Source organism: Gluconobacter morbifer G707, from assembly GCF_000234355.1.
Classification (GTDB): Bacteria; Pseudomonadota; Alphaproteobacteria; order Acetobacterales; family Acetobacteraceae; genus Gluconobacter; species Gluconobacter morbifer.
In genome coordinates, this window is the sequence record NZ_AGQV01000007.1 from 54,710 (window position 1) to 68,638 (window position 13,929).

Annotated in this window: 12 protein-coding genes and 1 pseudogene; 7 read left to right on the top strand and 6 right to left on the bottom strand. The window is 58.2% G+C overall.

What is annotated here, in order from left to right:
- Window positions 1-145 precede the first annotated feature (145 nt).
- The 3 genes from GMO_RS09915 to GMO_RS13955 are packed head-to-tail and all read left to right on the top strand — an operon-like array spanning window position 146 to window position 2,781.
- Window positions 146-1,576 carry a cytochrome ubiquinol oxidase subunit I gene (locus GMO_RS09915; RefSeq protein ID WP_008852256.1) on the top strand — a complete coding sequence of 477 codons (1,431 nt, stop codon included), beginning with the start codon at window positions 146-148 and terminating at the stop codon, window positions 1,574-1,576.
- Window positions 1,577-1,581: 5 nt separating this feature from the next.
- Window positions 1,582-2,607, top strand: coding sequence for a cytochrome d ubiquinol oxidase subunit II (gene cydB / locus GMO_RS09920; RefSeq protein WP_008852257.1), 1,026 nt, complete (start codon window positions 1,582-1,584; stop codon window positions 2,605-2,607).
- Window positions 2,608-2,625: 18 nt separating this feature from the next.
- On the top strand, window positions 2,626-2,781 hold the full coding sequence (locus tag GMO_RS13955; protein ID WP_008852258.1) for a DUF2474 family protein: 156 nt from the start codon (window positions 2,626-2,628) through the stop codon (window positions 2,779-2,781).
- A 100-nt stretch (window positions 2,782-2,881) separates the two neighbouring features.
- Here the strand turns inward: GMO_RS13955 and GMO_RS09925 are convergent, their stop codons facing one another.
- Together GMO_RS09925 and gloB are read right to left on the bottom strand one after the other, a co-directional pair.
- Complete coding sequence (locus GMO_RS09925; RefSeq protein WP_050801457.1) at window positions 2,882-4,603, bottom strand: Hint domain-containing protein; 1,722 nt, start codon at window positions 4,601-4,603, stop codon at window positions 2,882-2,884.
- Between the two features lie 473 nt (window positions 4,604-5,076).
- A complete protein-coding gene (gene gloB, locus GMO_RS09930; protein WP_008852261.1) occupies window positions 5,077-5,802 on the bottom strand; it encodes a hydroxyacylglutathione hydrolase in 726 nt (241 codons plus the stop codon).
- 40 nt (window positions 5,803-5,842) lie between these two features.
- Between gloB and GMO_RS09935 the strand changes: the two genes are divergently transcribed.
- The 3 genes from GMO_RS09935 (at window position 5,843) to GMO_RS09945 (ending at window position 8,199) form a co-directional block, all read left to right on the top strand.
- Window positions 5,843-6,565 carry a methyltransferase gene (locus tag GMO_RS09935; RefSeq protein WP_008852262.1) on the top strand — a complete coding sequence of 241 codons (723 nt, stop codon included), beginning with the start codon at window positions 5,843-5,845 and terminating at the stop codon, window positions 6,563-6,565.
- A gap of 61 nt (window positions 6,566-6,626) precedes the next feature.
- Window positions 6,627-7,304 carry a phosphatidylserine decarboxylase gene (locus GMO_RS09940; protein WP_040509096.1) on the top strand — a complete coding sequence of 226 codons (678 nt, stop codon included), beginning with the start codon at window positions 6,627-6,629 and terminating at the stop codon, window positions 7,302-7,304.
- A 13-nt stretch (window positions 7,305-7,317) separates the two neighbouring features.
- Window positions 7,318-8,199, top strand: a complete 882-nt coding sequence (locus tag GMO_RS09945; RefSeq protein WP_040509098.1) for a CDP-alcohol phosphatidyltransferase family protein — start codon at window positions 7,318-7,320, stop codon at window positions 8,197-8,199.
- 67 nt (window positions 8,200-8,266) lie between these two features.
- On the opposite strand, the gene GMO_RS09950 is transcribed toward GMO_RS09945, so the two are convergent.
- Window positions 8,267-9,202, bottom strand: a complete 936-nt coding sequence (locus GMO_RS09950) for an ROK family protein (protein ID WP_040509099.1) — start codon at window positions 9,200-9,202, stop codon at window positions 8,267-8,269.
- Window positions 9,203-9,422: 220 nt separating this feature from the next.
- A pseudogene (locus GMO_RS14435) lies at window positions 9,423-10,131 on the bottom strand (IS5 family transposase).
- Window positions 10,132-10,541: 410 nt separating this feature from the next.
- Between GMO_RS14435 and GMO_RS14980 the strand changes: the two are divergent.
- A complete protein-coding gene (locus tag GMO_RS14980; protein ID WP_083813652.1) occupies window positions 10,542-11,162 on the top strand; it encodes a reverse transcriptase domain-containing protein in 621 nt (206 codons plus the stop codon).
- Window positions 11,163-11,404: 242 nt separating this feature from the next.
- Here the strand turns inward: GMO_RS14980 and GMO_RS09965 are convergent, their stop codons facing one another.
- Window positions 11,405-11,923, bottom strand: coding sequence for a hypothetical protein (locus GMO_RS09965; RefSeq protein ID WP_008852267.1), 519 nt, complete (start codon window positions 11,921-11,923; stop codon window positions 11,405-11,407).
- The coding region (locus tag GMO_RS14440; RefSeq protein ID WP_040509103.1) for a hypothetical protein at window positions 11,923-13,929 on the bottom strand (2,007 nt) is incomplete at its 5' end. The genes GMO_RS14440 and GMO_RS09965, both read right to left, overlap by 1 nt.

Below are 13,929 nucleotides of genomic sequence, written 5' to 3' on the forward strand. Positions count from 1 at the left end.
AAGTTGCAGGTGCCTCCACCGCAAGTCCGGTGTTCTGAATTTATGCCGGAACTTCCTTGCTTTCCTCATCCCTGAGGTGACCCGGAGTCATCCTCCGCAACCAGTCTGACCGTGCGTCCCGTCACCAGACAGAAGGCATTTTGAAATGTTTGGCCTTTCGGCTTTGTTTCTCGCGCGCTTCCAGTTCGCGTTTACGGTCGGGTTCCATATCGTGTTCCCGGCCTTCTCCATCGGACTGGCGGCATATCTGGCCGTCCTGGAAGGACTCTGGCTCAAAACGGGTCGCAGCGCCTATCTGGACCTCTTCAAGTACTGGCTGAAAGTGTTCTCCATCGTGTTCGCGATGGGCGTGGTTTCCGGCCTCGTCATGTCCTACGAATTCGGCACGAACTGGTCCGTCTTCGCCCAGAAGGCCGGACCGATCACCGGACCGATGCTGGCCTATGAGGTCATGACCGCCTTCTTCCTCGAAGCAGGCTTCCTCGGCGTCATGATGTTCGGCCTGAACCGAGTGGGACGGGGCCTTCATTTCGCGGCGACCTGCATGGTCTCCCTGGGCACCCTGATCTCCATGAGCTGGATCCTGGCGTCAAACTCATGGATGCAAACCCCCCGCGGCTACCGGATCGACCCCGCAACAGGCCGTTTCCTGCCCGATAACTGGTGGGCCATCGTCTTCAACCCGTCCTTCCCGTATCGCCTCGTCCATATGGGACTGGCGGCTTTCCTGTGCGTGGCGTTCGTGGTTGCCGGCGTGGGCGCATGGCACCTCCTGAAAGCCCGGCGCGAGGGTCGTCAGGCTTCCGAACAGGTCCGCCTGATGTTCTCGATGGCCATGTGGATGGCGGCGATCGTCGCCCCCGTCCAGATCCTCGCCGGTGACACGCAGGGCCTCAACACGCTGGAATACCAGCCCGCCAAAATCGCCGCCCTTGAAGGCGACTGGACATCCGAGAGCCGGGCGCCGGAACTGCTGTTCGGCATCCCCGACATGCAGAACGAAACCACACATTTCAAAATCCAGATCCCCTGGCTGGGCTCCCTGATCCTGACACACAGCCTCGAGGGCAAAGTTCCAGGAATGAAGGACTTCCCCAAGGAAGACCGCCCCTACTCGCCCCTGATCTTTTTCACGTTCCGCATCATGGTCGCCCTCGGAATGCTGATGTTCCTGCTGGGACTGTGGTCACTGTTCGAGCGCTGGAAGGGCAGACTCTACGACACCCCGCTCCTGCACCGCCTTGCCCTGCTGATGACACCTGCGGGCTTCATCGCCCTGCTCTGTGGCTGGATCACAACGGAAGTGGGCCGCCAGCCCTTCACCGTCTATGGCCTTCTAAGAACGGAAGACAGCGTCTCTCCCATCGCCCTTCCCAGCATGGCCACATCCATGGTGGCGTTCGTGGTGATCTATTTCATCGTGTTTACTGGAGGACTGACCATCCTGATGCGGACCTTCGCAGAGGAACCCCATCCTGGCCAGAGCGGTCCGGACAGCAACAAACCGCACATGGCCAGCGGTACGACGCAGGTTTCCCATTCTTCTTCCCAGCATGACGCTGGCCTTGCGGAGTAAGACCCATGACCGATACCGCAGATTTCTGGCTTCCCGTTGTCTGGGCTCTCCTCTCGGCGGCAGCCATCTTCCTCTATGTCTGCCTTGACGGCTTCGACCTCGGGATCGGCGTCCTGTTCCTCCGGGAACAGGATCACGGACACCGCAACCTGATGGTCAACACCGTGGCACCCGTCTGGGACGGAAACGAAACCTGGATGATCTTCGGCGGCGCAGCGCTTTACGGCGTTTTCCCTGTCGCCTACGGCACCATTCTCCCAGCGCTCTACCTGCCGGTCCTTTTCATGCTCCTGGCGCTCATCCTGCGCGGCGTCTCCTTCGAGTTCCGCTTCAAGATGAACAGCCCCCGCAGCCAGAACTTCTGGGACTTCGCATTCTGCGGCGGCTCCTTCGTGGCAGCCTTCATGCAGGGCGTGATCCTCGGAACCCTCATCCAGGGCATCAAGGTGGAGAACAACACCTTCATTGGCAGCAGCCTTGACTGGATGACGCCCTTCGCACTGTTCTGCGGTCTGGCTGTCGTCATCGGTTACGCCCTGCTGGGCGCCACATGGCTGATCTGGCGGTGCACCGGAGAACTCCAGGAAACCATGCGCCGCAATGCTGCCCTGCTGGGCTGTCTGATGCTGGCCACAATCGTCATCATCTCGCTCTGGACCCCGCAGCTTCACGCAACCTACATGCAGCACTGGCTGGCATGGCCCCAGATCGCACTGGTGGCTCCGGTCCCCCTGGCCGTGGTGGTCATGAGCATCCTGCTCGGCATCGGCATCCGGTTCCGGAATTTCCACCTGCTGCCCTTTGTCGCGACGCTGGGCCTGTTCTTCCTGTGCTTCAGCGGATTGGGCATCAATATCTGGCCGTATATCGTTCCGCCATCCATCACCATCTGGCAGGCTTCGTCCCCGCCGGACAGCCAGACATTCCTCCTGTTCGGAACCATGTTCCTGCTGCCGCTGATCCTCTCCTATACCGCCTATTCCTATTACGTCTTCCGCGGGAAGGTCAGTACGGACCAGAACTACCACTAAACGCAAAGGGAACAGGCGATGCGGATTGAATATGGACAGCCTGACCGTGAAACAGGTTTCCTAGCCTGGCTGAAACGGGTCGGGTGGTTCATAGCCCTCTGGTTCGGCGGTGTCGTCACCGTCGGGGTGGTGGCCGAAGTGCTCAAGAAAATCATTTTCGGAAGTCACGCCTGACCAGCGGAGACTTCCACGCTTTCACATGAAAAAAGCCCTGCCTTCTGCGCATAAAAAGGCAGAAGACAGGGCACCCGGTAACGGCTCCGGAAACGGTCTGTCAGGCCAGCGAACGCGTCGCGTCCTGAACCCCCTCCGTCAGAACATAAGGCCCAGCCGCCAGAACCTGTACGGCCAGCATCCCGAAACTGTCCGGACGCCGCTCGCCAAGGTCAACAAACGCCCTGCCATCAGTCCACCGGCAGGACATGCCCTGCTCCCGACCATGCCAGCCCTTCACGGACACGCCCGTCAGATGCTCCTGAAGCGCGGAGGTCTGTCCCGCATCAAAAAACGTGATTTCCCCGACCAGCACACCCATTCGACGACGGTCATCCACAAAAGGCCCAACCGCATCACTGGGACGGGACGCCCGGGACACCAGATAAACACCGCTAACATGCGGCGGCACCATGAACATGATACGGTCATTGGCCGTCCGTATCGCCCGCAGGATTTCACCCGTATCCGTCAGCAGATGCAGGTCCGCATCCCCTGTCAGGACAGGCGCCTGCGTCCGGACCTTCAGGCCCATTTGTTCCGCCCGTTCTTCCAGACGCCGGAAAAGAGGCTCCACAACCTCACGACCCACAGTCAAAGGTGCAGCCGCATCCCTGGCCCAGGTCTTCACCTGACCCTTCCCGCCAATCCGGACAACAGACCCCGGCTGCTCGAAGGACTGACGGTTCCCCGTATCCAGATAGCTCTCCGTTAGAAGACCATCCGCCATGATGATGGAATGCTGCTCCGTCTCGATATGATAGTAGGTATAGGACGTTATGGTGCGGTCATAATAAATGGACCGGCCATTGACGAGCATACGCGCCGGCACGAAGCCACCCTCAAAAAACAGGCAGTGCTCAGCCGTGACAAGCAGATCCCTGTCAGGCACGCCCTGCGCAACGGCGTCCCTGACAATGCGGACGGGATAACCGCTTTCATCATCCGGCAGCTCCGGATGCACAGTCACATAATTCCTGCCGACCCATTTAACCGGACAGCCCACAGCCTGCCCCTCACGGTAAACCGTGATCTCGCTCCCGATCCGTAGGTTTTCGACCGCGGTATCGCCTTCCGGAGTCCGGATCCGGGTTCCAGGCAGGAAACAGGTCAGCGTCAGGGCCGTTGACGTGCCCCCGTTATAGGACACCGTCGTTTCACCGGCCGTAAAATCACTCGGGGTATACGACGTCCCGTCAGCCTTCTTGGCAAACGTCACGGACGCAATCAGCGTGTCACCTGTACTGCCCTTGAGCGCATAGGTTCCATCGCCGTTGGCAACCCAGAAGATACTCGTGTCCCAGGTATTGCCCACAAATTCAATGACATCCCCCGGAGACAGGTTTGAAATACTGCTCAGCGTGGCACTGCTGCTATCCAGCTGGATGGTGTTGGTAACAGTGGCGGACGTCTCGCCAAACACGATGGATGCACTGACACTCTGGGCAATCAGCGTGGCCCCGTTCTTCAGCGTGACCGTTCCGCCGCTGACCGAAGAATTTGCATTCATCGTCATGCCGCTGATGGTCGTATCGCTATTCAGCGTCACCGTTCCGGTCACCGTCAGCGTCCCGGTCCCTTCAAGGAGAACAGCATTATCACCGGTAATATCGAGACCGTTAATCGATGTATCGCTGCTGCCCCATTCCCCTTCGACCTCACCAGAAACAGTAATGGTATTCGAAGACGAGTCGATGGTTACTGTACTATGGGAGTCGTCACCATTTTCAATGATTTCTTCCCAGGTGAGAGTAGGACCCGTCAATGATGTAGAACTGCTCATATATTTAATCCTCAAATACTCTCAGAGATGCTCTGAGGATGTTAATAAATTACAAATAGATCCGCAGATCAACCATCACGTTGACGTGTTTTAATTTAAATTAACGAACGTTTCATTTCAGTTGGTTTTGACTCACTCCGTTACATGCCGTATTTTTTGAGAATTACCAATAAGCACCACAGATTAACGATAAGGAAGCACAATATTTCCATTACCGGAGCAGAATGCATCTCATGATGTCTGAGATTTCCTGAAGACAGACACCCGCACTCAAGGGCACTCTACTCTGCATCAACACGACACCTGACAGGTCATCCGCCGCCACGTCAGGCGATACCCACACCTCTACAACCCTGCACTTGCGGGGCTCCACATCAGAACCTTGGAGGATGCTCCCAAAACAGCAGCCACCGATACCGCAGAAAACGCGGGAAGATGAGCCCCGCGTTCCTCCGAAAAAACACCCCGAAGCGTCAGCCCCCCCGGAAGCTGTCCTTCTCCCGCCGCAAACGCGCAAACGTTTCAACATCCGGCGCGCGCAGGAACGGATTGGTCCTGCGTTCCACACCCAGAGACACAGGCAGCGTCGGACGCCCCTCTTTGCGGAGCCGCTCCACCTGCTCCAGCCGCGCCTTCACATCGGCATTATCCGGATCGACATGCAGGGCAAAAAGCAGATTGGACCGCGTATATTCATGCCCCGCACAGACCAGCGTGCTGTCCGGGAGATCATCATAACGGTGCAGACTGTTGAACAGCTCTTCAGCCGTCCCCTCCAGCAGACGCCCACACCCCGCACTGAACAGCACATCCCCGCAGAACAGCGCAGGCACGGCCGGCACGACGTAAGAGACATGCCCCACGGCATGCCCCGGCGTCAGAAGGACACGCACCTCCTCGTTGCCAATGGCAAAAACGTCCCCGTCTTCCACGTCATGATCGAGGCGCGGCATCCATTCCTTTTTCTCCGCACCGCCATAAACCTTCGCACCGTAGCGCTGACGCAGCTCTTCCGTCCCGCCGGTATGATCCCCGTGATGATGGGTCAGAAGAATCAGATCGAGACGTCCATCTCCGATCCGTTCGATGATCGGCCCCGCTTCCCCGGGATCAACCACGGCACGGACACCATCCGAAGCCGTCAGAAGCCACGCATAATTATCGGAAAGCACCGGAATCGGCTTGATATCGAGAGGCATGATGGTTTCCTTGCTCTGTCCTTGCTGAAGAGATGGTGCAATGCTGACGTCACAGGCCCGTTCCCGTTCCGACGATGTCGCGACTTTCTACGATACCCGGCAGGGCCAGCACACGGCAGCCCTTTTGAACCGCCGTCTGCGGTCACTGGTTCCCTCTTTCCAGGGCCGCAGGTTTCTCGGAATCGGCTACCCCCTGCCATACCTCCCCGCAGACGCGACAATCAGCATCTCCGCACGCCTGAACCATCCGCAGACACGCCTCAACGGCACGCTCCCTCCCACGGTTCACGACTGCATCGTGGACAGCGGCAGGCTTCCTTTCGACAACCTGTCCATGGAAACCGTCCTTGTGGTGCATGGTCTGGAATTCACCCGCTCGGCGTCCGAGTTCCTGCGGGCCATCTGGCGCGTCATGACCGATGACGGACTGATGATCCTGGTCGTCCCGAACCGTTCAGGCTGCTGGGCACACATGGACTCCACACCCTTCGGTCATGGCAGCCCGTTCAGCGGACGACAGCTCACACGTCTGCTGGAGCAGGAAATGTTCCGCATTGAATGTCATACCGGCGCCCTGATGGCCCCTTCGGCCATGCTGCGGATCGGGAACGGCACTTTCATGGAGCATGTGGGCAGAAAAACAGGCTATCCCTGTGCAGGCGTCCATGTCGTCACGGCCCGGAAAAACATTTATGCCGGCCTGCCACTCCGACAGGAAGAGGCGCTGGCCCCCCTCAAGGGACGACTGGCGGAACCTGCCTGAAAAACGCCTTCTTCATGGCAAATTCTTGACCCCTGCCTTCTGTACCGTAAGAGTGCATTCCATGTCGCTGATCCAGTCCTTCAAGCTTGTCCTGTCGCCGCCGAACCGCGCTGCGACTCCCTTCCTCGTCGCGGGTTCGCTCATCGGGCTTCTCGGCCGGGTGACACCCTGGCGCTTCACGCGCGCCCTCGGCACCGCCGGGCTCGCCTTCTCCGCCTTCTGCCTCTATTTCTTCCGGGACCCGAAGCGTTTCCCGCCCGTAGGGTCCAACCTCGTCCTGGCCTCCGCCGATGGCCGGATCACGTCCGTGGCCCTCGTCGCCCCGCCTCCGGCGCTCGAAATGGGCTCCACACCGGTCTGGCGCGTTTCGACGTTCCTGTCCGTGCTGGACGTCCACGTCAACCGGATGCCAGCCGCCGGTGAAGTCACGAAAATTGCCTATCATGCGGGCAAGTTCCTCAACGCCAGCCTCGACAAGGCCTCTGAACACAACGAGCGCAACGAACTGCGCCTGACCCTGCCGGATGGCCGCAACATCGGCGTCGTGCAGATCGCGGGCCTCGTCGCCCGCCGCATCCTCTGCTTCGTCGAGGAAGGAGACCGCGTCGAAGCAGGCGAACGGTTCGGCCTGATCCGCTTCGGCTCCCGGACAGACGTCTATCTTCCCCCCGGGATCGAACCGCAGGTCTCCGTCGGACAGACCATGATCGGGGGCGAAACCGTCCTGGCGAAGCTCTGAACCGATCATCCAGATGCTCACTCCCCAACGGGCCGATGAAAGCCGTCCAGCCCGGCGGCGCCGCATCCGCCGAAGACTGCGCCGCATGGGACGCAATCCGCGCTCCCGTGTCCGCGGTCCTTCCTTCAACCGGCTGATCCCCAATATCATGACGATGCTCGGCCTCTGCGCCGGGCTGAGCGGCATGCGATTCGCGCTCGAACATAAATTCGAGCCCGCCGCGGTCGCCCTCCTGATTGCCGCCTGCATCGACGGGCTGGACGGACGGATCGCCCGGCTCCTGAAAGGCGCAACGCGCTTCGGAGCGGAATTCGACAGCCTGTCCGATTTCGTCTGCTTCGGTGTGGCGCCGTCCTTCGTCCTGCTCATGTGGTCGCTGGAACACGCGGGACGTTACGCCTTTGTGCCATGCATCATGTTCACGGTCTGCATGGCGCTGCGCCTCGCCCGCTTCAACGCCAGCCTCGATGACGAAGACAAGCCGGAATATTCCTACAGCTTCTTCACCGGCGTCCCCGCCCCTGCCGGCGCAGGGTTAGCCATGTTTCCCGTCTTTCTCGGGCTGGAAGCCGACCGCCTCCACGCCGACACCCTTGCATCCATCGCCCGTTCGCCATGGATCTCGGCCATCTGCCTCATTGTCACGGGCCTGCTGCTGGTCTCCACCCTGCCGGTCTGGTCCTTCAAGAACTTCAAGGTCCCGTCCCGCTACGTCCTGCCCCTGATGCTGGGAACAGGCCTGTACGCTGCCCTGATGGTCGCGGACCCCTGGGGCGCCCTGGCCGGAGCCGGTATCCTGTATATCGCCATCCTCCCATTCTCCAGACGCTCCTATCACCGCCTGAAACAGGCAGCGGAAGAGATCTCCGAACCTGTCGAGGAAGAAACAGTCTGATACGAAAAAAGCCGCCTGTGCAGACAGGTGGCTTTTTTCATGAGATATGCTCCTGTGGACGTAACAGTTATTCCGTTACATCCCACAGCCATGCCGCACCCCGGACACCCGAACTGTCACCATGCTTGTTACGGACAATCGGCGTCGTGCAGACCGGCGTGATGACATGTTGCGCCAGAAGCGGCGGGACGCGCTCATAAAGCGTGTTCAGGTTGGACACACCACCACCCAGCACAATGATGTCCGGATCAAGGAAGTTGATCACCATCGCACAGGCCCGTGCGAAACGCTCCGTATACCGCGTCAGGGCCGCAATCGCCGCCCGGTCGCCATTGGCGGCGGCCTCCTCGATCCCGGCCGTGTTGCGATGGCCCGGCCCTTTCCATTCCGCAGCCAGAGCCGGACCGCACAGATAGCGCTCCATGCACCCCTTGTTCCCACAGAAACACGGCCGGGCAGGCTCATCCGTGGATTCGAACCAGGGCAACGGCAGATGCCCCCATTCCCCGGCAATGTGATGCCGCCCCTCAAGGACACGACCGTTATTAACGATCCCCGCCCCCATGCCGGTGCCGATGATAACGCCGAAAACCGTCAGCATCCCCTTTGCCGCGCCATCGGCGGCTTCGGAAAGAGCGAAGCAGTTCGCATCGTTTTCCGTCCGCACCGGACGCGCCAGAGCAGCCTCCAGATCCAGCCCGAAAGGCTGATTGTTGAGCCAGGTGGCATTGGCATTCTTGATCAGACCCGTCTCCGGCGAGATCGAACCCGGAATCCCCACTCCCAGCGTAGACGTATGCTGCCCCGCGGAAACACGATGACTGGGCACGGCACCAAGCCGGTGATCGACAGACGTTACCAGATCGCGGATTGCGAGCACGGCCTCCTGATACACACCCGGATTGGGAATCCGTTCCCGCAGGACGAGATCGCCCGTACGGTCCAGAACTGCAATTTCGATCTTCGTTCCACCAAGATCGATTCCAAGGCGGTAATCAGCCATCTCAAGCCCTGCGCTGTTTGAAGGCGGCCACCAGAAGAAAGCCACCTGACCAATGGAAAACGCATTTCATGCGTCACACTGCTTTACCGGGAAACAGCACAACGGCAAGTCATACTGCCCCAAAACTTTATCATTCCCGACAAATATGGCGATCAAGAGTTCCGGATGGCCCTTGGGAAATGCCCCGTAACACAAGACAGCCCCGTCCTAGACTCAGGACTCATTCCTTGAGGTAGAAGATGAAGCTTGCTGCGATATAGATTGCGGACATGAATGTATGAGCGCAGCGGTCGTATCTGGTGGCGCTTTTTATACAGATGCCAGTCGTAAGGCGGCTTTGATTTCCGGTTCTTCTTCGGCGGGATACAGGCGGTAATGTTCCACTCTGCGAGAGAGCGTCTGATGCAGTTGCTGTCGTATCCCCGATCACCAATAACTTCTTCTGTTTCGTCGGGAAGATCTGCCAGAAGTATATCTGTTCCCTTGAAGTCACTGACCTGCTGTCAGATGCAGACGGACCGGACGGCCCTGGGCATCACACACGGCGTGAAGCTCTGAGTTCAGGCCGCCTTTTGTCCGTCCGATATGGCAGGGAAAAGCCCTTTTTTGAGCAGGGACGCCGATGTCCGGTGCGCTTTGAGATGTGTTGCATCGATCATCAGGCGCTTCGAACGGCCAGCCTGCTCTGTCAGGGTGACGAAGATCTAGTTAAAGACACCCAGGCGACTCCACCGGATAAAGCGGTTGTATAAGGTCTTGTGCGGACCTTACGCTTTCGGGGCGTCTTTCCACTGAAGACCGTTGCGGATCACGTAAACAATCTCGCTCAGAACACGACGATCATCCACACGCGGAACCCCATGTGCCAGTGGGAAAAACGGCCTGATCCGTTCCATCTGGCTCTCAGACAGGAAAAACACGTCACTCACAGCCTCACCTCCATCGATAAGCCCGTGAATCACAACATCCCGCCCAGCTCAATAAATTAATAGGTCCTAAGCCTAGATTGCCTACTCAAAAAGCTTATGATTAAACACTTGAATATTTGGCGCAAAGCACGTACGTGGACTATATGCATAGCGATATCCCACACTCCCACATGTCGGGAAACCCTACTGCGTCTTAGACGCTACTCGGTAACCACGTTTCGAAGCTACTTGGCTTCTTGGCTGACAAGTCCCTCTGAAAGAGGGTTTGTGGTTTGCTAGGCAAAAGATGAGGGAGGTGCTTATGACTAAAAAGTCAAACACCGGCCTTGATCGCGATAAGATCCGCCTCTGGATCGCAATCGTAGGATTGCTAAAAGAGGTAGTCGAAGTCGTGATCAAGGCCGTCAGCTATGTCAGTAATAATACCCAATTTCAAGTACAGCTATCGCCACAAGAATAAACCGATATTTGTTCCGACTAAAATTGGTCGCCGTATCGGAGATGAGATAAAATCTAAGGTCGAAAAACATTACGAATTTCCCCCAATTTACTTTCATCTTCAGCGTGGGGGGCATGTGGCCGCAATGCACCATCACCGTAATAGCCATATATTCGCACGAATCGACATAGCACGGTTCTTTTACAGCATATCGCGACGGCGCGTGCAAAGCGCCCTCGATAAGATTAGCGTCAATAATGCTCGCTTCTATGCAAAATGGTCTACGGTATCGAATCCGTATAAGAGCCCTAAATTTGTACTACCATATGGGTTTGTTCAATCACCCATTTTAGCCTCACTTGTAATGTCAACCTCGGAAATTGGAGATTTATTACTTTCGCTAACAAATTTAGTCAATGCAAGCGTATATATGGATGATATATTGCTGTCATCAAAAGACCCGTCTGAATTATACAAGGCATTCAATTTGGTGCAGGACGCACTGGTGGCAGACGGCTTTCTCTTAAGCTCCGAGTACCAACGGCTTCCATCGACATATTTAATTGCGATCTTGAATACGGGCGCGCAGTAGCTCGAGATGAAAGGATTGCAGAATTTTTAGCTGGTAATCCAGATCAAGTTTCTGAGGAGGCATTTATCACATATTGTTGTAGCGTTGCAAAAGGTAACCGATCGTAGCATGAGGCCTGTTCTTAGATAATTAGATTGAATAGGCTGAAGCGCGACAGTCGGTTTGGAACTGCGGGACAGTCAGTTTGGAACCCTTTTTCTCCTCTCTGACTGCCCTCTAACAGCACCCTAATCAGAGTCTAATTACTGATTAAAACCTCTCTCCGCCGCTGCAGTAGTAGGCGGAGCGGGTGTTCCCGTGGGTGTGTCTGCACCTGGATCGGCTGTTGATGCAGCTTGATCCCCCGCCACAGCCGCCGCGTCCGGCAGAGTGAGCAGCGTATTTCTGGGACCATCACTTACCGGCGGATAGCCAGGAAGCGGATCAAATTTCGTCGGTGGCAGTCCTTTCTGAGCCTCCAGTTCATGGACACGCAAGCGGGCACCGATTGCAGCTGCATGATATTCAATCAGCACAGCCTCGCGCTGGTACAGAATGCGCCAGCTTTCCTGCGTCTCGGCCGCGTATTGCAGTACCCGTTCTGTCAGCGATCTTTCCCTGTCCAGAGACAGCTTCATCTGTTCTGTTTCAGCCTTGGTCGCGTCAATCGCATTGCGCTGTGTCTGAATGCGGTTTGCTGCTGCCTTGGCCCACCACCCTCCAATAGCAGCAACAGCCCACTCAACAGCTGATCCCCAATCGTGCCAGAACGTGCTCAGCATCAGTTTGCCAGCGCGTTGTTCTGGCTGTCCGTCCATTTGGCCGCGCTGGCGTGCCACCAGACGGGAACACCGGTGATGCCGTTCAGCTTGCAGTCGGAGCAGTAGCGCTGCTCGCCATCGAATGCCCCGGTTCCCTGACTGGCGTAAGTGATGGTTCCGGTCGTGATGCTGTCCGCATGGAGATCCACGACACTCTGGAAGTTCGACAGGCCGACCTGCGTTCCGGCTGCGTTGCTGTATAGCGCCACTTTCGGGCCGCCAGACGGCGTAAGCATGACGGAACTGCCGGACCCGACAGTCAGGTTCCCGTTCAGCGTCTCGTTACCCTTGGCGTCAAGCATACGTTCGGCAACGGTCCCGACATACAGTTCTTCGAGATCGTTTCCGTATGTGGAAGCCAGATAGGCACCGATGACGGTCGCCGATGTCGAAGGCACGGCACCGACCGCGATCGCAGCGCTTCCACCGCTACCGCCCGAATAACCGGCAGGGTCGACGTTCAGGCCAACGCCGGATGACGTCTGGTTCGGGTTCACCGTGATCTGACCGCCGGCCAAAATGCCGACACACGAGCCCGAAGAGTTGGTCCCACCGTTGACGGAACCGCAAAGCGCGAGACCGCCCTTGAGCCATCCCGGGTTGAAAACAAAATCACCCTTGTAAGTACCCAGGTCCGAGGCGTCAGAACTGTTCACGCCGAACTGCGAGCCGCCGCCATACATCCCGAGGTGAATCGAGTTGTCCGCCGGGTTATGCGCGCCGGCCGAGTTGGTATAGCCGACCGTATCCGTGACCTGGGTCACGCGCAGGCCCTGCATGTTGGAGCGCACATCCGTCGGAGCATCAGCGCCCTGCATGGCTTCCATGATTTCCGTCATAGCCCCGACGGTTGCAGCCGGGCCACGCCGGGAGTTCACGTCCAACACGCCACCGAAGAAATCCCGCCCGTCAGCACCCAGACCCGTCTGGAAGGCCGTTGGCCAGTTTCCCTGCGCCACGAACGCAGCACTGTTCGGGGCCACAAGCGGCAGAGAGTTCAGCAGATCAGCCGTGAACCCCTGCGCGTGCATGAAACCGTTCGGCATGGTCGCAGGGACATAGAAATCGAGTTCGTTACCCTGGCACGAATTGACCGGCGCATCGGACCGCATGATCGTAGTGGACGAACTGCCGCTCTTCGAGAAGTCGAGCCCGCACTTCATGTTCTGCGAAAACGCCTGATTAAACGTACCGATGACCAGAAGCGGGTTTTTGTAATCGCTGTAAAACACCTGATCCAGCCCGACGCTCGCGTCAGGGACTGAGCCGTTATTCGTACCAGAGACCCCGACCCAGCCGCTTTCCGGGTGCCATCCGGCCGGCATGTCCAGATGCGTGCCGCCTGTGGCCGCCGTCACGCTCGTGACATAGCCTTCCCATTTGTCCGAGGACATCTGCGCCGGAAATCCGGTAACGGTCGCTCCGGCCGTGCTGGCGTTGGCGAGCAGGTTCGTGACAACCCACATGCCGCTTCCACCGCCCGCGCCATGAGCAGCCCACATCGCTGTAAACGAGGCCGGCAGAGCCGGTTTGACCGTCACACCGTTCGCATCGAACGTCAGGGTGTGCGTGGTGCCAGTGTCGTCTGTGAAGTCTGCACCGACCTTGTAGTAAGGCGTGGTGTTGCCGGCATTGATGAACTGCGCCACGCCGTCCATATCGCCAGATCCGCAACGGGAGGCCGACCATGGTAGGTTGGTCATCTCCACGTCCACGACGCAGCCAACGTCGCCGTAACTGTACGGCGCGCCCAGGACACGCAGCGCACCGCCCTGCCATGCCCCATGGCCGCCGATCATCAGCGAGTTCGGGTTTTCCCAGCCATCCCCGTTCCACTGGTAGCCCGAATTCATGACCGGAAGGTCTGCCTGGGGTGTCGCAACGCCCGTGTCATTGGCCAGCACGGATGTGCCTTTGATCAGGCCCCATTGCTGCGTCCCCTGGGAAACGACCGAGCCGGTGGTGTC